We start from the raw sequence: 21228 nt of genomic DNA on the forward strand, positions 1-21228 counted from the left end.
CCGCCGGCCTGGGCCGCGGGGCGCTGCTGCTGCGGCGCACTGGCCGGACGCTGCTGCTGCGGAGCGGCTGCGCCGGGACGGGGCTGCGGGGTCGCGGACGGACGCTGCTGCGGCGTGCTGGGCCGAGCCTGAGCGGCACCCGGCTTGGCCTGCGGCGTGCCGGGCCGCGGGGTCGCCGACGGGCGCGGAGCCGGAGTCGACTGCGCAGGAGCGGACGACGCGGGAGCGGACGGGGCCGGCGAGGTCGCCGGTGCCGAAGCGGACGCCGCCGGGGCAGCGCTCCGCGGGGCAGATGCACCCGGCTTGGGTGCGGGTGCCTTGGGTGTCGCAGCCTTGGCTGCGGGTGCGCTTGCCGTCTTCTCGGCGGTCAGGCGCTCGTTGAGCCGCCGGACGACCGGCGGTTCGATGGTGGACGAAGCGGACCGGACGAACTCGCCCATGTCATTCAGCTTCTTGAGAAGATCTTTGCTTTCGAGTCCGAGCTCTTTGGCGAGCTCGTAGACGCGGACCTTGGCCACTACTCTCCTTCAGGTCCGCGGGGCGCGCGGACCAGCTAGTTGTTGTTGCTCATTTCGAGGTACTCATCGAGTGGTCATGAGCGTTAGCCCACTTTCTGGTTGGGATCCGCCGGGAGTCGGCGGAGGCGCACCTGCGAGTGTATCGCCGTCGCCCTCGAATCACCCAACCGAGAGCGTGGCGAGGACATTCCCGACCGCTGCGCCGTCCAGGTTGTGGCGCAGTCCGCGTCCGATCGCCTTGGATTTCACGGCCCGTGCGACGCAACCCGGGTGCAGGTAGACACCTCGTCCGGGCAGCTGTTGACGTTCGTCGATCAGCACCGACGAGGCGCCGTCCCAGACCAGGCGGGTCAGGCTGCTCTTGTCGGCCCGGCCGCGACAGCCGGCACACATCCGCTGTGGAGCCGTCATGGGCTCAGGCTAGCGGTCGCCCACAGTCACAGCCGACGCACAGCCCCGCGCCAGCCCACTCCGGGGAACGACCGGTTGAGTAGTCGACATGAACAACACACCCACGGTGAGGATCCACCGGGCAGCGCAGACCGTCGGCGCACGCACCGGAGAAGGGAGCCGCCCTTGACCACCACGATCGACTGATTCCTCTTCCCGCCCGGCCGTTCCCCCGACGGCCGGGTTCAGTCGTTTTCGGACGCCGTCCGTGCAGCCAAACACTTTGTGAAGAAGGTCGGTGCCGGGCTGGGAGCGCCTCTCGGCGCGTGGCCGCTCGCAGCGGCAAGTGTTGGAGCCCGGGGCTACCTCAGCCCGACACCGATCGCCCATCATAGGCGTCAGCGGCGAGCCGCCCAAACTCGGCTAGCGCAGGTCGCCGGCGCGCCAGAGCCGGGCGCAGGCGGTCAGGTCGGCGGCCATCTCCTGGAGTTTGGCCGACCGGGCCAGCGGCTCGAGGCCGCGCAGTTCGGCACTGCCGGCGGACGTCACGTGGCAGAACGCGGCCGCCCGCTCCAGCGCTACCGCGAAGTCGCCGGTGAAGGCGCCGCGCATCAGGTCGTCAGCGACCCGCTGGACGTCCTCGGGTCGCGGCGGGTCGATGCCGGCGACCACATGGTTGGGTTCGGTGAACCGGACGCCGGCCGCGTAGCAGCGCGCCACCCCGGCGGAATCGGTCCGCATCCACTCGCGCAGGAAGTACAGCCGCCACAGGGCACCGGGCAGGGTGCGTGCGGGCCTGGTCGCCCACAGGTCGGCCAGCGTCGACAGGCCGATCTCGCCGACGATGTCGACCAGCCGCTCGGTCACCGCCGGATCGCCGGAGGCACGTCCGGTGTGCAGCAGCACCGCCGCGGTCTCGTGCGCGGCGTGCAACTGCGCGATCGGGTCGACCCCCTCTCCCAGCGCCTCCAGCATCGCTGGGGCACGGAACGCGGGCCTGCGGGGTCGGCTGTTGTCGGACGGCACCCGGACAGGGTAGTCGGCCGCGGGCAAACCGCCGATCGGGCCGGCCGGAGGGTTCTCAGCACCGGCACAGCACCCGCCCACCTGGCTGCCAGCGGCGTCCGGCTCACTGGACTCAGCAGCAATTCGATTCGACACCAGGAGACAGATGGACATCAAGCAGAAGACCGGACTGGCCGTCGGCGCGGCGGTGATCGGCGTCGGCGCGGTACTCGGCATCGGCTACGCCGTCGCCGGCACCGGTGACCAGGCGCAGCCCCAGGCCAGTCAGGCCGCGGACGGTTCCGCACCGGACGGCGGCGGGCCGGGCGGTCAGGGACCCGGCGGCCAGAACGGTCCGGGCGGCATGAGCAACCTCGCCGCGTCGCTGGCCGAGAAACTGGGCCTGGAGGAGAGCACGGTTTCCCAGGCCCTTCAGGAAGTCATGCAGGCCAACCGTCCCGATGGCAACGACCAGGGCCAGGGCACGCCGCCCAGCGCCGGTGCGCAACCCAGCCAGGGCGCCCAGCCGGGCAACGGGCAGAACCGGTCCGACCGCGACGCGACCCTCGCCAAGGCGCTCGCCGAGAAGCTCGGCGTGGACGAGTCCAAGGTCACCGCGGCCCTGGCCGAGATCCGCTCCGAACAGCAGGCGAACCGCACCGACAACGGCGGCGCCCCCGACCCGCAACCCAGCGCGAGCGCCTGATCGGGATCGGGGCTCGACCAGCGGTCCCCTACGCCTGGGTGTCGGGGCGGATGTCGATCCGCCAGCCGGTGAGCCGGGCGGCCAGGCGGGCGTTCTGGCCCTCGCGTCCGATCGCCAGCGACAGCTGGTAGTCGGGCACGATCACCCGGGCGGCCCGGGCGGTGGCGTCGGTGACGATCACCTGGGACACCTTGGCCGGTGACAGGGCTTCCTTGACGAAGACGGTCGGATCCGCGGAGTAGTCGATGATGTCGATCTTCTCCTCGTTCAGCTCGTGCATCACGGCCCGCACCCGCTGGCCCATCGGGCCGATGCAGGCGCCCTTGGCCGAGACGTCCGGGTTGTGTGAGAGCACCGCGATCTTGGTCCGGTGGCCGGCCTCGCGGGCGATCGCCTTGATCTCGACGACGCCCTGCTCGATCTCGGGCACCTCCATCCGGAACAGCTTCTGCACCAGGTTCGGATGGGTCCGCGAGACCACCACCTGCGGGCCGCGCAGCTCCCGGCGCACCGACACCACGTAGACCCGCAGCCGCTTGCCGTGCGAGTAGTCCTCGCCGGGCACCTGCTCGGCCAGCGGCATGATCGCCTCGATGCTGCCCAGGTCGACCCGGACGGTGCGCGAATCGCGGTCCTGCTGGACGACGCCGACCAGGATGTCGCCCTCGACGGCGGAGAAGTGGCCGAACTTCTGGTCGTCCTCGGCCTGCCGGATGCGCTGGTAGATGACCTGGCGCGCGGTGGTGGCGGCGACCCGTCCGAAGCCCTCGGGGGTGTCGTCGTATTCGCCGATCTTCTCGCCCTCTTCGTCCAGCTCGGGCGCGAACACGGTGACGTGCCCGGTCTTCCGGTCGAGTTCGACCCGCGCCCCGGGGACGGCGCCGTCGGTCTTCTCGTAGGCGTTCAGCATCGCGTCCTCGAGCGCACCGATCAGCACGTTCATCGGGATCTCGCGGTCACGCTCCAGTGCTCGGAGGGCTTCCATATCGATGTCCATGTCACTGTCCTTCGTCGTCGATGCTGCGGTTGAGTTCCACCTGGACCACGGCGCGGGTGATCGAGTCCAGGGCGAGCGTGTGCGGGGTGCCTGCCACGTCGAGGGTCACCTCGGTGTCGGTCGTGCCGGTGATCCGCCCGGTGATCTCGCCGTCGGCGGTGGTGGCGCTGATCAGCCGTCCGGTGTTGCGGCGGTAGTGCTTGGCCTCGGTCAGCGGCCGACTCACCCCGCGCGAGGAGACCTCGAGCGTCCAGGGACGGCTGCCCATCGCCGGGGCGTCGTCGAGCACCCGGGAGATCGTGCGGGTAGCGTCGGCGATCTCGTCGAGGGAGGGTCCGCGGCCCTGCGGCCCGTCACCGTCGAGGAAGATCCTGACCACTCGGCGCTTGCCGGCCGGCAGCACCTCGACCCGGTCGACCTCAAGTCCACAGGAGGTGACGACGGGGGTCACCAGATCGGAGACGGTGGTTGGGTCCATGGGGTACTCCTCGATCCGGTTTTTCGGTGCAGTTGTGGCCGTGACGGCTGTCGGAGGAGTTTACCCGGTACCGTCGAGCCCGTGATCGGACGCCGGCTGCTGCTGCTCGGTGGTGTGGCGGCGCTGGCCGGCTGCACCGTCGGCGAGAACGTGCAGTGGCTGCCCTGGAACCCGCCCGAACCGCTGCCGGTGACCGTGCCGTCCGGGCTGGCGGATCGCCTCGCCCGCACGGACGCGCTGGCCGGGCTCCTGCTGGGCCATGCCTCGGCGTGGGGTCTGAGCAGCGGCCGGGTCACGACGTTGGAGTGGTTCCGGAAGGCCACCACCGAACACTTCCAGGTGCTCGCCTCCAGCGATCCCGCCCGACGCCAACACTCCACCACCGCGTTGCCGAGCACGCCGTCCCCCACCCAGCGGACGGCGTCCGCCACCCAAGCCGCACTGGGCAAGGAACTGAGCGCGCTGCGCGCCTTGCACCGGACGTCGGCGCAGCAGGCGGCCGGCCCGGCCGCGCTGCTGTGGGCGTCGCTGGCGGCATTCAGCGCGACCATGGCCGCGGTGCTCCCCACCGGTGTCGGTGCGCTCGGCGACGACGGCACGGACCGCACCCCCGACCTGACCGGGACCGGCGTCGACCAGGTGCTGCAGCTGGGCGCTCAGGCGGTGTACGGCTACGAGATGGCGCTGGCCGCACCGAAGCTCGGCAAGGCCGACCAGGCCGCGCTGCGAGGCAGGTTGCAGCAATGGCAGGCTTTCCGGCCGAAGGTGCTCACCGCGTCCCCGACGTCCGAACTCACCGCCCCCGCGGTGGGCTACGACGTGCGTCCGGCCCGGGACGGCGCCTCGGCCCGGCTGCTCGCCGTCCAACTCGAAACGGCCGCGCTGCCCATGCTCGGCGCCTGGATCGCCGGGACGTCGTCCGCAGCAGAGCGGCGGGTCGGCATCGACGCGCTCGCCGACAGCAACTCGGCTCTGGTCCGCTTCGGCGGTGCCGCCCTGCGCTGGCCCGGCTGGCCCAGCTGAGACGACCGGAGATCCCGGCGTACCAGGAGTGGGACGAAAAGAACCGTCCCCGCGTACCGGCTAGCCGACGTAGCTGAACCAGGTGTCCCAGGCGAGCTTGAGGGCGAGGGCGGAGACCACCAGCAGGAAGACCTTGCGGACGAAGGTGTTGCCCTGCTTCAGCGCCGTCCGGGCGCCCAGGAAGCCGCCGGTCAGGTTGGCGGCACCCATCAGCAGGCCGAGGCCCCAGAGCAGGTTGCCGGTGAACGCGAAGGCGACGATCGCCGCGGCGTTGGTGGTCAGGTTGGCGAGCTTGGCCAGGGCGCTGGAGGCCAGGAAGTCGTGGCCGATGATCGACACCAGGGCGATCACGAAGAAGGTGCCGGTGCCGGGTCCGATGAAGCCGTCCCAGGCGCCGACCACCAGGCCGATGGCCGCCATCCGCAGCCGGGCGTCGTTGCCGGTGTGCTTGACGTGGGCGTGCAAACCGAGATGCGGGCGCCGCCAGGTGTACCAACCGACCCCGACCACGGCGGCCAGCACCAGCGGCGTGAAGTGCTGCCGGGGCAGGAAGTGGGTCAGCTGCGCGCCCGCCGCCGAGCCGACCGCAGCCATCACCAGCAGCGGCCAGGCCAGCGACCAGTTCACCCGGATCGAGCGCAGGTAGGTGGCGCTGGCGGTCGCCGTCCCCAGGAACGAGGGCAGCTTGTTGGTGCCGGCGATCGTCGCCACCGGCACCTCGGACGGCAGCGCGATCAGCAGCGCAGGCAGCTGGATCAGTCCCCCGCCGCCGACCACGGCGTCCACCCAGCCGGCGACGAAGGACGCCGCCACCAGCAGTGCCAGGGTGAGCAGCGGCAGTTCCAGGCCGGTGATCATCGCGGCCGCGGCGACGGGTACCCGACGCCGGCGCCGAGCGAACGATAGGTTCCCGAGCCCGACCCGATCACGACTTCAGCAGCGCGATCAGTTCCTCGGCGGCACCCTCGGCGTTCAGCTCGGTCCGCTCACCACTGGCCCGATCGCGCACCTCGATCAGCCCGGACGCCAGCCCGCGCCCGACCACCACGGTGGTGGGCATGCCCAGCATCTCGGCGTCGGTGAACTTCACCCCGGGACTGGCCTTGCGGTCGTCCAGCAGCACCTCGATGCCGGCGGCGGACAGCTCCAGCGCCAACCGTTCGGCGTAGTCGAACATCGCCGCGTCCTTGCCGGCCGGCACGATCTGGACGTCGTAGGGCGCCAGCGTCCGCGGCCAGGCCAAGCCGCGCTCGTCGCAGTGCGACTCGGCGACCGCGGCCACCGCGCGGGAGACCCCGACGCCGTAGGAGCCCATGGTGACGGTGACCAGCTTGCCGTTCTCGTTGAGCACCTTCAGGCCCAGCGCCTCGGCGTACTTGCGGCCCAACTGGAAGATGTGACCCATCTCGATGCCGCGCGCCAGGCTCAGCGGGCCCGAACCGTCCGGAGCCGGGTCACCCTCACGAATCTCGGCGACATCGAGGACGCCGTCGGAACGGAAGTCGCGCTCGCAGACCAGGTCGTAGACGTGATGACCGGCCTCATTGGCGCCGGTGATCCAGCGGGTGCCGGCCACCACCGCCGGGTCGGTGAGGTACATCACCTTGCCGGCGGGCGGTTCGTCGCCCTCGAACTCGCCGACGCCCAGCGCGGCCGGGCCGATGTAGCCCTTCACCAGATCGGGGTGGGCCTCGAAGTCGGCCTCACCGAACGGCTCCACGTCGGCGGGCGCGACCGCGGCCTCGAGCCGCTTCATGTCCACCTCACGGTCGCCGGGCAGGCCGATCGCCAGCGGCGTCCGGGTGCCGTCCGGGTTGCGCAGCATGAACAGCACGTTCTTCAGCGTGTCGGACGCCTGCCAGGCCCGGTCGGAGCGGGGGAAGCGGGCGTTGCTGAGCGCCACCAGGGATTCGATCGTGGGGCTGTCCGGGGTGTCCTCGACGTGCGCGGCGGGCACACCGGAGGCATCCTGCACCTCGGCGAGCGGACGGACCACCGCCTCGACGTTGGCGGCGTAGCCACCGGGCGAACGGACGAAGGTGTCCTCGCCCGACTCGGCCACCGCCAGGAACTCCTCCGAGGCCGAACCACCCATCGCACCGGAGGTGGCCTGGACGATCACGAACTCCAGGCCGAGCCGGTTCATGATCGCGATGTAGGCCTCGCGGTGCGCCTGGTAGGACGCCTCCAGTCCGGCGTCGTCGATGTCGAAGGAGTAGGAGTCCTTCATCACGAACTCGCGGCCGCGCAGGATGCCGGCCCGGGGCCGGGCCTCGTCGCGGTACTTGGTCTGGATCTGGTACAGGCTCAGCGGCAGGTCCTTGTACGAGCTGTACAGGTCCTTCACCAGCAGGGTGAACATCTCCTCGTGGGTCGGCCCGAGCAGGTAGTCGCCACCCTTGCGGTCGGCGAGCCGGAACAGGTTGGGCCCGTACTCGGTCCACCGGTTCGTCGCCTCGTAGGGTTCCCGCGGCAACAGCGCCGGGAAGCGCACCTCCTGGGCGCCGATGGCGTCCATCTCTTCGCGGACGATCGCCTCGACCTTGGCCAGCACCTTCAGGCCCAGCGGCAGCCAGCTGTAGATGCCCGGGGCGACGCGCCGGATGTAGCCGGCGCGGACCAGCCAACGATGGCTGGCGACCTCGGCGTCGGCCGGGTCGTCGCGCAGCGTGCGGACGAACAACTGGGACAAGCGGGTGATCACGGCGATCAGCCTAGTGGTTCCCGCACCGCTCCCCTCGCCCGAGGAGCGTCGGCGGATGCCGCTGCCCGCGGACTGCCCGGCATGGTGAGATATCCGCGAGCATCGAACGGCCGGAGGACGCCCATGGAAATTCTGCTGCTGGTGGTGGGTTGCGTCAGTACCGTGCTGGCGGCGTCCTGGCTGTGTCAGCGGGTGCCCGTGCCGGCGCCGCTGCTGCTGCTGGTGATCGGCGCCGTCGGATCGTACGAGCCGTGGTTCCCGCTACCCGAGCTGACCGCCGAGATGGCGCTGTTCGGCTTCCTGCCGCCGCTGCTCTACGCCGCCGCAGTGAACACCTCGCTGGTCGACTTCCGCACCAACCTGGCCGCCATCGGGTACCTGTCGATCGGGTTCGTGCTGTTCTGTGCGCTCGGCGTCGCCCTGGTGATCACCGGGATGCTGCCGGTGCCGTTCGCCGCCGCCTTCGCGGTGGGCGCCATCGTCGCTCCCCCGGACGCCGTCGCGGCCGTCGCGGTCGCCCGACAGGCCGGTCTGCCCCGCCGGGTGGTCACCATCCTGGAGGGCGAGTCGCTGCTCAACGACGCCACCGCCCTGGTCAGCCTGCGCACCGCTGTCGCCGCCCTCGGGGCGTCGGTCACCCTGACCGAGGTGGGCACCGATCTGGCGCTCGCCGTCTTCGTCGGCCCGCTGGCCGGGTTCGTGGTCGCCAAGATCTCCATCTGGCTGTTCGGGATCTTCACCGACGCGATCACCAGCACCACCCTGACCTTCCTGATCCCGTTCGCCGCCTACGCGCTGGCCGAGAGCTTCCACGCCTCCGGTGTGCTGGCCGTGGTGGTCGCCGGGTTGATGGTCGGCCATGTCACGCCCGTGGTCCGCTCGGCACCCGCCCGGTTGTCCACCTGGATGAACTGGTCCACGATCCAGTACGTCCTGGAACACACGGTGTTCCTGCTGATCGGGCTGCACACCCACCAGATCCTGGACGCCGCCGCCCAGTACCCGGTGTCGAACCTGACCATCGCCGGGGCGTCCCTGGCGGTGCTGGCGGCGGTGATCGGCTCGCGGACCGTCTACGTGATGGCGGTCCGGCCGTTCCTCGACCGTAAGCATCGCGCCTTGTCGTGGCAGGAGGCCCTGATCGTTTCGTGGGCGGGAATGCGTGGCGTCGTGACGCTGGCGGCCGCACTGACCCTGCCGGTCGAGACGCCGCTGCGGCCGGTGCTGCTGCTGATCGCCCTGGTCACCGTGGCCGGCACGCTGCTGATCCACGGCCTCACCCTGCCGCTGGTGGCGCGCAGCCTCGGCGTCCACGGCCCCGATCCACGCGAGGACGCCCTGCAGGAGGCGATGGTGACCCAACGCTCGGTGATCGCCGGGGTGGCGGCGATGAAGGCCGCCGCCGATCCCGCGGACGCCGAGGTGGTGCGCGGGCTCAAGGAATCGGCCAAACGCCGGGTCGACCTGCAGTGGGAGCGGCTCGGCATGGCCCGCGACGGGCAGAAGACGGAGAGCCGGGCGATGGCCTATCGACGGCTCAGGCTGGTCGGGCTGAACGCCGAGCGGGCCAAGCTCCTGGAGATCCGCGACCGCGGCTTCGCCGACCACGAGGTGCTGAGTTCGTTGCTGTCCGAGCTGGACGTCGAGGAGGCCACCCTGCTGTCGCGCGAGCACCGGGAGCGCGAGGTCCGGGCGGCGGGCCCTCGTCCGGCCGGTGAGGCTCCGTGCGTCCATCTGGACGCGGCACCGGCCGAGGTCGACTTCGAGGCACACGGCGACTGCCTCGACTGCGTCGCCGCCGACCAGGATCCGGTCGAGCTGCGGATGTGCCTCAGCTGCGGGCACATCGCCTGCTGCGATTCCTCACCCGGCAAGCACGCCACCCTGCACTTCCGGCAAACCGGCCACCCGGTGATGCGCTCCATCGAGCCCGGCGAGCACTGGCGGTGGTGCTACATCGACCAGCTGCATGACGAGGGGCCCGACGATCAGTAGTAGGTGACGGTGATCTTCGATCCGGAGAGCTTGGCCTGGAAACCGGTCAGCTTGATGTCCTTGTACCAGTACCGGCCCGAGACCCGGGCGTCGCGCGCGTAGAAGTGCACGGTCGCCTTCATCTTCGCCTCGGCCCAGCCCGCCGACGAGGTCAGCTTCGGCTTGGCCGAACTCACCTTGCCACCGGACCGCGTCGTCCAGCGGATGGTGCCGGTCTGCAGCTTCACACCGCTGGGCACCCGGACGCCGAACCCGCACCCGGACGGCCGGACCGTCTTCTGCTTCAGGCACCAGGAGTACTTCGTCTTGGCCGCCTTGAGGATCGCCGACTTCCCCGCTGAACTGAGCGCCAGCTTGGCGCTGCCCGCGGTCTGCGCCTCCAGGCTGCCGACGGTGATCTTCACCGAGCCGACGGACAGGTTCCGGTTGGTCGCGGTGACCGGATAGACGCCGGGGAACAGCGACACGAACGCGGCCTTGGCCTGCACCCCGGCCAGACTGACCTCGGTGGAGCGTCGCAGCATCGAGATGTCGACCTTGGCGGCGATCTGGGCGAGCCGGAACTGGTCGCCCACCCGGGTCACCTCGAAGGTCGCCGACACCGGCTTGCCGTCGAGGCTGTAGCTGGCCGCGACGCTGGTGGCGTTGGGATCGGTGACCTCGGTGACCGACACGTCGGCCACCTTGCCGGCGGTGGACTTGGCCAGAACCGCGTTGGTCAGGAAGGTGGTGTCACCACTCGGCGCGGACGCCGCCAAGCTCATCGCGGTGGTGGCGTCACCGGTGCCGAGTGCACGCAGGTAGGCGGCCACGGCGTCCGATGCCTTCGGGGTGGGCACCTGCGGCTGGGTCGACTGCTGACCCGGGCCCGGCGGCGTCGAGACGCCCGGGCTGGGATCGGCGGAGGTGCCGTTGTTGTTGCGGACCACCCAGACGACTCCCGCGATCAGCGCCAGCACCACGGCGACGCCAATCAGTCCGAACAACAGCCGCTTGGACCGGTCGGGCGAGTTCGACGGCGGTGGCGGCGCACCCCAGGACTGCTGGGGCGGCTGGCCGCCGTACTGCCCCGGAGGCGGACCGTATTGCCCGTAGCCGCCCGGCTGCTGCGGCTGGCCAGGCTGTTGCGCCCAACCACCGGGCTGCCCGCCGGCCGGAGGCCAGTTCTGGGGCGCGGGCTGACCGGGAAGCGGCTGGCTGGGAGGCTGCTGGCCGGAGACCGGCTGGCCGGGAACTGGTTGACCGCCCCAGCCTGTACCCGGTCCAGCTGGTGTGCCAGCTCCGCCCGGTACACCCTGCCCACCGGGTCCGCTGGATCCACCAGGAGGTGGGTATCCCTGCCCGCCTTGCCACGCGCCGGGGTCTGGGCCACTGCCTCTCGGGGGAAAAGGTCCGTTCTGACTCACCTGCGTGTCCTTTCCGATGAGGCGACAGTGTACGGTTCAGCGGGCCGGAGACGACACGGCACCCCGACGCTATTCTCAGCGGCATGCAGCACGAGGAATCAGGGGGCCGCTGGCCGACGTCGGTCTACGGGGTCGGCGACGAGCCCGATCCCCGATTCAGCCTTGCCAACGAGCGCACCTTCCTCGCCTGGATCCGCACCGGTCTGGCCTTCGTCACCGCGGGCCTCGGTGTCGCCGCACTGGCCCATTTCGCCCCGGCGACGGGCAGCCGGTTCATCATCGCCGGCGTGGTGATGCTGAGTTGCGGCGTGCTGTGCGGCTTCACCGGTTTCACCCGCTGGGCACGCAACGAGCGCGCGATGCGGCTCGGAACGCCGCTGACCCGGCCGTCGGTGCTGCCGATGCTGTCGGTGATCCTGTTGCTCATCGCCGGCCTGGCCGCCTTCAGTCTGCTCAGCTGATGGACGGCCCGATCGAACGCCCCACCGGAGTGTGGGATCCCGGTCTCCAACCGGAACGGACGTCACTGGCCTGGCAACGGGTCAATCTGGCCGGGCTGGGAGCGAGCCTGGTCAGCGCCCGGCTGGTCGCCGAGGTGGCGCCTGCGATCGGCTACACCCTGGCCGCGCTGAGCGCGACGATCGCGGGAGCGGTCACCTTCATCCATAGCCGCCGGCTGGCCAGCACCCTGCGGGCGCTGTTCGTGGGCCACCGGCTGCCGGACGCCCGGGTGTTCGCGTTGCTGGTGCTGCTGCTGGTGCTGATCGCGCTGGGCGGGCTGCTCTTCGTGATCGGAGGCACGGTTCTCTAGCATTTCTTCGGCTCGATTCGAGGAAAGTACTTTCCAGAGTGGAAAGTACTTGCTAGGTTGGAGACATGGAACCGACGAACTACCAGCTGGCGCTCAGCCAGGCCGATGAACTGGCGCTGCGTAGCCATCGCTCGGCGCGCTGGCTGGCCCGCTACTACCTGATCTTCGGCGTCGCGTCGCTGCTGATCGCGCCGGCCTTCGGCGTGCTGCACGGTGTGGCCTGGACGATCGTGCTGACCGGACTGTGGGGTGCGCTGATCCTCGGGATCAGCCTCTACGCCGCGAAGCAGCGGACGATGGTGCGTGGCGGCGCCCGAATCCACGGCTGGGTGATGGCGGTGTGGACGCTGGTCTGGGTCGCCACCGTCGTGCTCGGCAACATCTACGAACTGGCCTGGCCGTGGTGGGTTGCCGGCGGCGTCGCGATGCTGGTCACCTGCTTCATCGGCGCCCGGGCGGTGCTACGCCGGACGAGGCTCCAGTCATGATCGACGAGCAGTTCCACTCCCCCGTCCGGTTCTCGATCATGGCTTCCCTGGTCGGCCTCGACCGGGCCGAGTTCGCCTTCGTCCGCGACGCCATCGGAGCCTCCGACTCGACGCTGTCGAAGCAGGCCGCCGCGCTGGAGGCGTCCGGCTATCTGAAGATCACCAAGGGCCACGTCGGCAAGAGACCACGCACCTGGTACTCACTCACCGATCAGGGTCGGACGGCGTTCCGCGGCCATCTGGACTCGCTGCGCTCGCTCGCCGAAGCCGCCGCCGAGTACACCGGCCAGGGCTCCGGCTGACGCTCTGATCCACTGAGCCCGCCGGTCGAGCTCATCGAGACTCTGACTACAGCGCCACAAGGGGTTTCGACAAGCTCAACCAACGGCGGAAGAAGCTCGGCCCACGGCTGCCGACAGCGCTGATCCGCTTCTCATCTTCCGGGCCGTCGGCCCGTCCCGCTCCTACCCCGGCAGCGCCGTGCCCGAAACACGGCCCACCCACACCGAAAGGAATCGTCATGCCCATTTCCGTCACCCAACTGCTCGCGATCATCGTCGAACTGGCTCTGATGCTGGTGCTGCCCGTCGTGGCGGCGGTCTGGTGGTGCCGGCGCCGGCGGGTGCCCGGCTCGGTGCCGCTGATCGCCGCCGGCTGCTATCTGCTGAACCTGGTGGTCAACGTGCCGTTGGTGGCCGTGGTGTACCCGACCCTCGGGCTGCCGCCGCTGGCCACCCTGGCGCTCACCGCACTGACCTACGGGGTCTGTGAAGAACTGGCCCGGTGGCTGTCGTTCCGGATCGGCCCGCTGCGCCGGTACCGCGACGGCGACGGCGCCATCGCGGCCGGTATCGGGCACGGCGGCACCGAGGCGATCATGTTCGGGCTGCCCTACCTGCTCGGCACCCTCAGCCTGCTGCTGGCGCCGTCGTCCCTGCCGCCGGAGACCGTTGCCCAGCTGAGCGCCGCCGACCCGTGGCTGTTCATCGGGACCGGGCTCGACCGGCTGCCGGCGATGGCGGGCCACCTGGTCTTCGCGCTGCTGATCGTGCTCGCCTACCGGAAGGGCGCGCGTTACCTGCTGCTGGCGATCGGCGCGCACGCGGCTCTCGATTTCACCATGTTCGCGCTGCGCGACTACGCACCGACGCCGCTCTTCATCGCCATCTGGGCTCTGATCGGAGTGGTGGCGCTGCTGCTGGCCGTCCGGCTGTGGCGCCGGACGCCGGCAGCCGCGGTGTAGGCTCCGCGGGCCGGAGATGAGATGCCGGCCAGGCGGAGCAGAGTGACGCGGAGCGCATGACACAGAACACCCCTAAGCACCCGGAGCCGGGCCGATCGGAGGCCGCCCCGACGGGCGGGTTGTCGGTCGGGCAGGGTGCGGCGCTGAGCATCGGCGCCGTGCTCGGCACCGGCGTCCTGACCCTGCCGGCGCTGGCCGCCGAGATCGCCGGACCGGCCAGCCTGCTCTCCTGGCTGGCCCTGATCCTGCTGTCGGTGCCGCTGGCCGGCACCTTCGCCGCGCTGGGCGCCCGCTACCCGGACGCCGGAGGCGTCGCCACCTACGTCCGGCGCGCCTTCGGTGACCGGACGGCGGCGATGATCGGTTGGTGCTTCTACACCGCGGTGCCGGCGGCGGCGCCCGCGGCGGCGATGATGGCGGGCCGCTACGTGGCCGATGCGGTCGGCGGCGGCCGGAGCACCGAGATCGCCACCGCCGCGGTGCTGACCGTGATCGTCTGGGCTTTGAACGCGGTCGGCCTGCGACTGTCCGGACCCGTCCAACTCGGGTTGGCAGCCGTCCTGGCCGCGCTGATGGTGCTCACCGTCGTCGTCGCGCTGCCACATGTCCGCCCGGACGCCGTCGGCCCGCTGCTGCCGCACGGCTGGGGATCGGTGGCGGCCGCGGCCGGCCTGCTGGTCTGGGCGTTCGCCGGCTGGGAGGCGATGTCGTCGCTGGCCGCCGAATACCGCGATCCGGCACGCAGCGTGCCGCGGGCGACCACGATCGCGCTGATCGCCGTCGGCGTGCTGTACCTGGCGCTGGCCGCCACCACCATCCTGGTGCTCGGCCAGCAGGCCGGGGCCAGCGTCGCCCCGCTGTCCGACCTGATGGCGCTGGGCGTCGGGCCGGTGGCCCGCCCGGCCACCGCGGTGGTCGCGGTGCTGCTCACCATCGGCACGATGAACACCTTCTTCGCCGGCGCCGCCAAGCTGGGTGCCGCGCTGGCCCGGGACGGCGCGCTGCCGGCCTGGTTCGCCCAAGGCAGCACTGCCGGCACGGTGCCGCGGCGCAGTCTGCTGATCGTCGGCGGCGGTGCGCTGCTGTCGCTGCTGGTGACCGGCGTGGCCGGGCTGGATCTGACCACCGTGATGCTGCTGGCCACCAGTTCGTTCACCGCGGTCTACCTGGTCGGCAGCGCCGCGGCCGTCCGGCTGCTACCGCCCGGTTGGCCGCGGCGCGGGTCGTTCATCGCGACGGCCGCATCGCTGGCGCTCGCGGTCAGCATCGGTTGGCCGATGTTGTGGCCGGCGGGGGTGTCGGCTGCGGCCGCGCTCTACCTGGCGTTCCGGCGTCGGGGCTAGGGGTTGTTGCGAGAGCCCGATCGGAGGCTGTTCCGCGCAGAGGTGGCGGCTATTCGGCCTTGTCGGCGCGGATGAAGGCGCTGGCGAAGGCACCGGCCAGGCCGGTCACCGCGTCCGCCACGGTGAGGCTGTCCGGTAGCGCGTCCTCGACGGTGCCGGCGAGGTCGTGGAGATCCTCGTCGGTGTATTCGCGGGTGAGTTGCACGGTGGCGTTGTCGAAGCCCGCGTTGCGCAGCTTCGCCTGGTAGTCCTCGGTGGTGAGTGCGCCGGAGATGCAACCGGTCCACAGCTCGACCACGGTCATCAGGCGCGGCTCAAGATCGCGCAGCAGCACGATGTCGGCGACCGCGAACCGGCCGCCCGGGCGGAGCACCCGGAACGCCTCGGCCAGCACCCGGTCCTTGTCGGTGGAGAGGTTGATCACACAGTTCGAGATCACCACGTCGACGCTGTCGTCCGGCAACGGCAGGTCTTCGATGGTGCCGCGCAGGAAGCGGGCGTTCTCGATACCCGCCTCGGCGCGGTTCCGTTCGGCCAGCCGCAGCATCTCCTCGGTCATGTCGACGCCGTAGGCGGTGCCGTCCGGGGCCACCCGGCGGGCGGACAGCAGCACGTCCAGGCCGCCACCGGAGCCGAGGTCGAGCACGTCCTGCCCGGGCGCCAGGTCGATCAACACGGTCGGATTCCCGCACCCCAGGGACGCCCCCAGCGCGGTTTCGGAGGGTGCCGCGTCCGCGTCGTAGAGGTCGGCGGTGATCGGATCGGCGGAGGTGTCCGCGCAACAACCCGACGGGCCGCAACATGATCCGGGTTCGCCGGCCAGAGTCAGCTGAGCGGCGGTGGCGTAGCGCTGCCGCACCGCCTCACGCAGCTGTGTCGCGTCCTGCCTGTCCAGTGTCTCGCTCATCACGCACCCCTACGAGTTCGATGGTTATCGAAACAACATCCTTCTCCGATGATTCGATATCTGTCAAGATAGACCTCGTGAATGAGCTGCCGATCGTCGCCTCCGACACCTGCTGCGGGTTGACCGGCACCGTGATCGACGCCGAATCGGCGACCCGGATCGCGCCGATGTTCAAGGCGCTCGGTGACCCGGTGCGGTTGCGCCTTGCTGCCCTGATCGCCAGCCGTCCGGAGGTCTGCGTCTGCGACCTGCAGACGCATTTCACCTTGTCCGGGCCCACTATCAGCCATCATCTGAAGGTATTGCGCGAGGCGGGCCTGATCGGCGGCGAACGGCGCGGCACCTGGGTCTACTACTGGATCAACCCGGACGCCCTACGCTCGCTCAGCGTGCTGCTGAGTCCCGCTCCTGCTGCGTCCGCGGTCGTCGACTGAGCCGTGTCAGTGGGTGGCTCCGGCGTCCTCGGGGAGCACGCAGCCGACCTGCCGACGCAACTCGTCCAGCACCTCCATGACGGCGATGCTGTCGTCGAGGGTGAGCCGGGGGCTCTCGGTCAGCCCCTCACGCAGGCAGCGTTCCACCTCGAGCGCCTGGAAATGCATGCCGCGCGAGGTGCGGTGCGGCTCGAAGGTCTCGGCGAGTTCCTGGCGTCCGGTGTAGCGGCGCACCGTCGTCCAGTTGTAGAAGGCGCCGTCGAGTTCGAGGAAGCCGTCGGTGCCGATCACCGCCCCGCGGGACGGTCCGGCGCTGAGCATGGTGGTGTGGCTCTCCGAGAGCGCGCCGCCAGCGTGGATCAGGGTCGTCGCGACCTCGGCGTCCACTCCGGTGGCGGCGAGAGTGCCGCGGGCCACGATCTCGGACGGCACGCCGAGCAGGTCGAGCGCAAACGAGACGTTGTAGACGCCGAGGTCGAGCAGGGCGCCGCCGGCCAGCTGCGGGTTGTGCAGGCGTCCGTTGGGGTCGGGGTTCAGCTTCTGGCTGTGGTCGGTGATCACCGCGCGCACCTCGCCCAGCGAACCGTCGGCGATCCTGGCCCGGACGAAGTCGGTGGAGGGCAGGAACCGCGTCCACATCGCCTCCATCGCGAAGACGCCGGCGGCGCGGGCGGCGTCCGCGACCTGCCGGGCCTGCGCCGCGGTGACCGTGAACGCCTTCTCGACCAGTACTGGCTTGCCGGCCCGGATCGCCAGCAGCGCGTGCTCGGCGTGGAAGTTGTGGGTGGTGTTGACGTAGATCGCGTCCACCTCAGGATCGGCGACCAGCGCCTCATACCCGGCATGCGCCGTCGGAATCTCGAACCGGTCCGCGAACGCCTGCGCCTTGGCCCCGTCCCGGGCGGCCACCGCCTGCAGGTGCAGCCCCTCGGTGCGCAGGTTCTCGGCGAAGACCCCAGCGATTCCCCCGGCTCCCAACAAGCCCCAGCGGATGCGGTCCGTCATCGGTTCTCCTTCGATCGGCTTCGGTCGAGTCTTTCAGATCGCCCGGGTGGCACGAGAAGAACCGTCCCCCGGCGTTCGAAAATCGCACGTGGGAGAACCGTCCCCGGGTGTGCGAGGTCAGTAGAGGACGGTGGCGAACTGGCCGGCGATGGTGAAACCGGTGCGCAGGTAGGTGCGGACGGCTCGGGTGTTGAAGTCATTGACGTACAGCGACACCACCTCGTGATCTTCGAGGATGTGCCGGGTGGCGGCGGCCATGGCGGGGGCGGCGAGACCGCGTCCGCGCAGCCGGGGGTCGAGCCAGACGCCCTGGACCTGGGCGATGCCGCCACAGCTGATGCCGACGTCGGCCTTGAACACCACGGCGCCGGTGTCGTCGACGACGCCCCAGGCGCGTCCGCTCTCGACGGTGCTCTGGCAGTGGATCCGGTAGCCGTTGCGGCCGCCGCCGGCGGTCGGGTCGACGCCCACCTCCTCGGTGTACATCGCGATCGCGGCGGCATGGTACGAGGGGAACTCGGCCATGGTGATCCGGCGCACCGGGACGTCCATCGGCAGCGACGCCACCCGGCGGGTGACCATCAACGGTTGTCGGGGGCGGATCTCACGCTGCCCCGCATAGCTACGGCTCCGGACGGCGAGCGCACGATGCAGCGCCAGCGCCGTCCCGCTCTCCCCCACGATCGACTGGCACCAGCGGTGCTGTCCGAGTGCGTCGGCGAAGGCCGCGAGCGCGGCGTCCCGCTCGTCGGGCTCGCAGTAGGCGAACGCGGGCACCAGGTTCGAGCCGGCGTGCAGCAGGTGCCGGGGTGCCTCCGCGGGCCAGCCGTAGAGGGTGGCCGGCGAGCCGTGCCGCAGCACGCCGGCGTCCACCCGAGAGGCGATGAACAGGTTGCCGACCGGATCAGCGGAGACCAGGCGCCGCACCAGGGCGTCGTCGCACGCGTCCAGCACCCGCGCGCGTTTCATTCCCTGGATTCCCGGTTCAGCTGACGGACACCATCGGTGCGCCCACAGGCGCCCCTTCCGGGGCCTCCTCGGCGATCCGATTGGCTTCGGCGATCAGGGTCTCGACGATCTGGTCCTCGGGGACGGTCTTGATCACCTTGCCCTTGACGAAGATCTGGCCCTTGCCGTTGCCGGACGCCACCCCCAGGTCGGCCTCGCGGGCCTCACCCGGACCGTTCACCACACAGCCCATCACGGCCACCCGCAGCGGCATCTGCAGACCTTCCAGGCCTTTGGTGACCTCTTCGGCGAGGGTGTAGACGTCGACCTGGGCGCGTCCGCAGGAGGGACAGGAAACGATCTCGAGGTGCCGCGGCCGCAGGTTCAGCGACTCCAGGATCTTGATCCCGACCTTCACCTCTTCGGCCGGCGGCGCCGACAGCGACACCCGGATGGTGTCGCCGATGCCCTTGGCGAGCAGCGCACCGAACGCCACCGAGGACTTGATGGTGCCCTGGAAGGCGGGCCCGGCCTCGGTCACGCCGAGGTGCAGCGGGTAGCCGCAGGCGTCGGACAGCAGTTCGTAGGCGCGCACCATCACCACCGGATCGTGGTGCTTGACCGAGATCTTGAAGTCGCGGAAGTCGTGCTCTTCGAACAGCGACGCCTCCCACAGCGCCGATTCGACCAGCGCCTCCGGCGTCGGCGCGCCGTACTTGGCGAGCAGCCGCTTGTCGAGCGAACCGGCGTTGACACCGATCCGGATCGACACCCCCGCATCGGACGCCGCCCGCGCGATCTGCTTCACCTGGTCGTCGAACTGGCGAATGTTGCCCGGGTTCACCCGGACGGCGGCGCAGCCGGCATCGATCGCGGCGTACACGTACTTGGGCTGGAAGTGGATGTCGGCGATGACCGGGATCTGGCTCTTCTTGGCGATGATGTGCAGCACGTCGGCGTCGTCCTGGCTGGGCACCGCGACCCGGACGATGTCGCAGCCGGTCGCGGTCAGTTCGGCGATCTGCTGCAGCGTGCCGTTGATGTCGGTGGTCTTGGTGGTGGTCATCGACTGCACCGAGACCGGCGCGTCGCCACCGACCAGAACCTTGCCGACCCGGATCTGCCGGGTGGGCCGGCGCGGGGCCAGAACGGGCGGCGGAGTGGCGGGCATGCCCAGGTTGACGGTCATGGACTCCTCGTTCGACAGGCGGCGGCCGACGGCCGCCGCGAGACAGCCTACTCGGGCGCCGCCGTCCGCACCTGAGTCGGGTTGCGAGGCTCAGCTGCGCTGGGTGTCCAGGAACTCGGCGATCCGTCCGATCGCCTCGGTGAGCACCTCGGCGTCCGGCAGCGTGACCAGCCGGAAGTGGTCGGGTTCGGGCCAGTTGAACCCGGTGCCGTGGGTGACCAGGATCTTCTTGGTGCGCAACAGGTCGATCACGAACGCCTCATCGTCGACGATCGGGTACACCTCGGGGTCGAGCCGCGGGAAGCAGTACAGCGCACCCATCGGCTCGACGCAGCTGACCCCGGGAATCTCGTTGAGCAGCCGCGCGGCCAGCTTGGACTGGTCGTAGAACCGTCCGCCGGGAACGATCAGTTCGTTGACCGACTGGTAGCCGCCGAGCGCGGTCTGAATGGCGTGCTGCGCCGGCACGTTGGAGCACATCCGCATGTTCGACAGCAGGGTCAGGCCCTCGAGGAAGTCGGTGGCCAGGTGCTTCGGTCCCGACACCATCACCCAGCCGGCCCGGTAACCGCAGACCCGGTACGCCTTGGACAGGCCCGAGAAGGTGAGGCAGAGCACATCGTCGCCGGCGAAGGTGGCCGCGTGGTGGTGGACGGCGTCGTCGAAGATGATCTTCTCGTAGATCTCGTCGGCCATCACCACCAGGTCGTGCCGGCGGGCGATGTCGATCAGCCCGCGCACGGTGTCCTCGCTGTAGACCGCGCCGGTCGGGTTGTTCGGGTTGATGATCACCAACGCATGGGTGTTCTCGGTGATCAGCGACTCGATCTCTTCCAGATCGGGGTTCCAGTCGTTGGCCTCATCACACCGGTAGTGGACGGGGACGCCACCACACAGGCTGACCGCACCCGTCCACAGCGGATAGTCGGGCGCCGGCACCAGGATTTCGTTGCCGTTGTCGAGGAAGGTCTGCAGCACCATCATGATCAGCTCGGAGACGCCGTTGCCGATGTAGACGTCGTCGACCCCGGTGTGCAGCAGCCCCTTCGACTGGTAGTACTGCGCCACCGCGGTGCGCGCCGAATAGATGCCGCGCGAATCCGAATAGCCCTGCGACTGGGGCAGATGGTGCACCATGTCGGCGAGGATCCGCTCCGGAGCCTCGAAGCCGAACGGTGCGGTGTTGCCGATGTTCAGCTTCAGGATCTTGTGCCCCTCGGCCTCCAGCCGCTGAGCCTCGACCAGGATCGGACCCCGGACGTCATAACGGACGTGCTGCAGCTTCTGGGACTGGACGATGCGACGCATGGACCCCAGTCTCTCAGCCGCGACGGTGTTGCTTCCGACAAGCTCAACCAGCGGCGAGGAGGCGATTGAGTTCGGCCAGGGTGGACGCGGTGCCGTCGGTGTCTCGGGCGATCCGGGCCACCTCGGACGCGCGGGGGCGGTAGCTGTCGCCGGCGACGGCGGTGAGCAACTCAGCGAGCCGCTCGGGGGTGATCCGGTGCAAGGGCACGGGGGGTGGGCCGACGCCGAGCTCGGCCAGCCGGCGTCCGTGGTAGGGCTGGTCGAAGGCGGCCGGGACGCACGCCGATGGCACGCCGGCCCGCAGCGCGGCGGCGGTGGTGCCGGCGCCGC

The 21228-nt window shown here is 70.3% G+C and carries 24 protein-coding genes; 10 read left to right on the forward strand and 14 right to left on the reverse strand.

What is annotated here, in order from left to right:
• The 3 genes from QM624_RS16060 to QM624_RS16070 all read right to left on the reverse strand — a co-directional run.
• Positions 1-518, reverse strand: a 518-nt coding sequence (locus QM624_RS16060; protein WP_415093617.1) for a translation initiation factor IF-2 N-terminal domain-containing protein, incomplete at its 3' end; no start/stop codon positions are given.
• A gap of 159 nt (positions 519-677) precedes the next feature.
• Complete coding sequence (locus QM624_RS16065; RefSeq protein ID WP_415093619.1) at positions 678-929, reverse strand: YlxR family protein; 252 nt, start codon at positions 927-929, stop codon at positions 678-680.
• Positions 930-1331: 402 nt separating this feature from the next.
• Complete coding sequence (locus tag QM624_RS16070; protein ID WP_415093621.1) at positions 1332-1934, reverse strand: hypothetical protein; 603 nt, start codon at positions 1932-1934, stop codon at positions 1332-1334.
• 145 nt (positions 1935-2079) lie between these two features.
• Between QM624_RS16070 and QM624_RS16075 the strand changes: the two genes are divergently transcribed.
• Positions 2080-2619, forward strand: coding sequence for a hypothetical protein (locus QM624_RS16075; RefSeq protein ID WP_415093623.1), 540 nt, complete (start codon positions 2080-2082; stop codon positions 2617-2619).
• 28 nt (positions 2620-2647) lie between these two features.
• Here QM624_RS16075 and nusA read toward each other — a convergent pair whose 3' ends face one another.
• Together nusA and rimP are read right to left on the reverse strand one after the other, a co-directional pair.
• A complete protein-coding gene (gene nusA / locus QM624_RS16080; protein WP_415093625.1) occupies positions 2648-3616 on the reverse strand; it encodes a transcription termination factor NusA in 969 nt (322 codons plus the stop codon).
• A gap of 1 nt (position 3617) precedes the next feature.
• The gene (rimP, locus tag QM624_RS16085) at positions 3618-4094 is read right to left on the reverse strand and encodes a ribosome maturation factor RimP (RefSeq protein WP_415093627.1); all 477 of its coding nucleotides are present in this window, start codon (positions 4092-4094) and stop codon (positions 3618-3620) included.
• Between the two features lie 81 nt (positions 4095-4175).
• Between rimP and QM624_RS16090 the strand changes: the two genes are divergently transcribed.
• Positions 4176-5117: a DUF4439 domain-containing protein gene (locus QM624_RS16090; protein ID WP_415093629.1), complete on the forward strand. Its 942-nt coding sequence runs from the start codon at positions 4176-4178 to the stop codon at positions 5115-5117.
• Between the two features lie 60 nt (positions 5118-5177).
• On the opposite strand, the gene QM624_RS16095 is transcribed toward QM624_RS16090, so the two are convergent.
• Positions 5178-5975 (reverse strand): sulfite exporter TauE/SafE family protein, encoded by a 798-nt coding sequence (locus tag QM624_RS16095; RefSeq protein WP_415093631.1) that lies wholly within the window; start codon positions 5973-5975, stop codon positions 5178-5180.
• 67 nt (positions 5976-6042) lie between these two features.
• Entirely contained in the window at positions 6043-7821 is a 1779-nt protein-coding gene (locus QM624_RS16100; RefSeq protein ID WP_415093633.1) for a proline--tRNA ligase, read from the reverse strand.
• Positions 7822-7944: 123 nt separating this feature from the next.
• Between QM624_RS16100 and QM624_RS16105 the strand changes: the two genes are divergently transcribed.
• Positions 7945-9816 carry a cation:proton antiporter gene (locus tag QM624_RS16105; protein ID WP_415093635.1) on the forward strand — a complete coding sequence of 624 codons (1872 nt, stop codon included), beginning with the start codon at positions 7945-7947 and terminating at the stop codon, positions 9814-9816.
• Here QM624_RS16105 and QM624_RS16110 read toward each other — a convergent pair.
• A complete protein-coding gene (locus QM624_RS16110; protein WP_415093637.1) occupies positions 9810-10802 on the reverse strand; it encodes a hypothetical protein in 993 nt (330 codons plus the stop codon). The genes QM624_RS16105 and QM624_RS16110 overlap by 7 nt on opposite strands.
• Positions 10803-11305: 503 nt before the next feature.
• On the opposite strand from QM624_RS16110, the gene QM624_RS16115 reads away from it, so the two are divergent.
• From QM624_RS16115 to QM624_RS16140, 6 genes are all read left to right on the forward strand, one after another.
• Positions 11306-11683 (forward strand): YidH family protein, encoded by a 378-nt coding sequence (locus tag QM624_RS16115; RefSeq protein ID WP_415093639.1) that lies wholly within the window; start codon positions 11306-11308, stop codon positions 11681-11683.
• A complete protein-coding gene (locus tag QM624_RS16120) occupies positions 11683-12033 on the forward strand; it encodes a DUF202 domain-containing protein (RefSeq protein WP_415093642.1) in 351 nt (116 codons plus the stop codon). The genes QM624_RS16115 and QM624_RS16120 overlap by 1 nt, the downstream gene beginning before the upstream one ends.
• A 65-nt stretch (positions 12034-12098) precedes the next feature.
• Positions 12099-12521 carry a hypothetical protein gene (locus tag QM624_RS16125; protein WP_415093644.1) on the forward strand — a complete coding sequence of 141 codons (423 nt, stop codon included), beginning with the start codon at positions 12099-12101 and terminating at the stop codon, positions 12519-12521.
• Complete coding sequence (locus QM624_RS16130; RefSeq protein WP_298133029.1) at positions 12518-12823, forward strand: winged helix-turn-helix domain-containing protein; 306 nt, start codon at positions 12518-12520, stop codon at positions 12821-12823. The genes QM624_RS16125 and QM624_RS16130 overlap by 4 nt, the downstream gene beginning before the upstream one ends.
• A 218-nt stretch (positions 12824-13041) precedes the next feature.
• The gene (locus QM624_RS16135; RefSeq protein ID WP_415093646.1) at positions 13042-13764 is read left to right on the forward strand and encodes a YhfC family glutamic-type intramembrane protease; all 723 of its coding nucleotides are present in this window, start codon (positions 13042-13044) and stop codon (positions 13762-13764) included.
• Positions 13765-13820: 56 nt separating this feature from the next.
• Positions 13821-15107, forward strand: coding sequence for an APC family permease (locus tag QM624_RS16140; RefSeq protein ID WP_415093649.1), 1287 nt, complete (start codon positions 13821-13823; stop codon positions 15105-15107).
• A 49-nt stretch (positions 15108-15156) separates the two neighbouring features.
• Here the strand turns inward: QM624_RS16140 and arsM are convergent, their stop codons facing one another.
• Positions 15157-16014: an arsenite methyltransferase gene (gene arsM, locus QM624_RS16145; protein ID WP_415093651.1), complete on the reverse strand. Its 858-nt coding sequence runs from the start codon at positions 16012-16014 to the stop codon at positions 15157-15159.
• Positions 16015-16091: 77 nt separating this feature from the next.
• Between arsM and QM624_RS16150 the strand changes: the two genes are divergently transcribed.
• Positions 16092-16448, forward strand: coding sequence for an ArsR/SmtB family transcription factor (locus QM624_RS16150; protein WP_415093653.1), 357 nt, complete (start codon positions 16092-16094; stop codon positions 16446-16448).
• A 6-nt stretch (positions 16449-16454) separates the two neighbouring features.
• Here the strand turns inward: QM624_RS16150 and QM624_RS16155 are convergent, their stop codons facing one another.
• The 5 genes from QM624_RS16155 to QM624_RS16175 form a co-directional block, all read right to left on the reverse strand.
• On the reverse strand, positions 16455-17453 hold the full coding sequence (locus tag QM624_RS16155) for a Gfo/Idh/MocA family protein (RefSeq protein ID WP_415093655.1): 999 nt from the start codon (positions 17451-17453) through the stop codon (positions 16455-16457).
• A 117-nt stretch (positions 17454-17570) separates the two neighbouring features.
• Positions 17571-18422 (reverse strand): GNAT family N-acetyltransferase, encoded by an 852-nt coding sequence (locus tag QM624_RS16160; protein WP_415093657.1) that lies wholly within the window; start codon positions 18420-18422, stop codon positions 17571-17573.
• A gap of 16 nt (positions 18423-18438) precedes the next feature.
• Positions 18439-19590, reverse strand: coding sequence for a flavodoxin-dependent (E)-4-hydroxy-3-methylbut-2-enyl-diphosphate synthase (gene ispG / locus QM624_RS16165; RefSeq protein WP_415093659.1), 1152 nt, complete (start codon positions 19588-19590; stop codon positions 18439-18441).
• Positions 19591-19680: 90 nt separating this feature from the next.
• Positions 19681-20898, reverse strand: coding sequence for a pyridoxal phosphate-dependent aminotransferase (locus QM624_RS16170; protein ID WP_415093661.1), 1218 nt, complete (start codon positions 20896-20898; stop codon positions 19681-19683).
• 43 nt (positions 20899-20941) lie between these two features.
• Positions 20942-21228, reverse strand: a 287-nt coding sequence (locus QM624_RS16175; RefSeq protein WP_415093663.1) for a glycosyltransferase, incomplete at its 5' end; no start/stop codon positions are given.

The sequence above is a fragment of the Micropruina sp. genome (genome assembly GCF_047606365.1).
In the GTDB taxonomy this organism is placed as follows: domain Bacteria; phylum Actinomycetota; class Actinomycetes; order Propionibacteriales; family Propionibacteriaceae; genus Micropruina.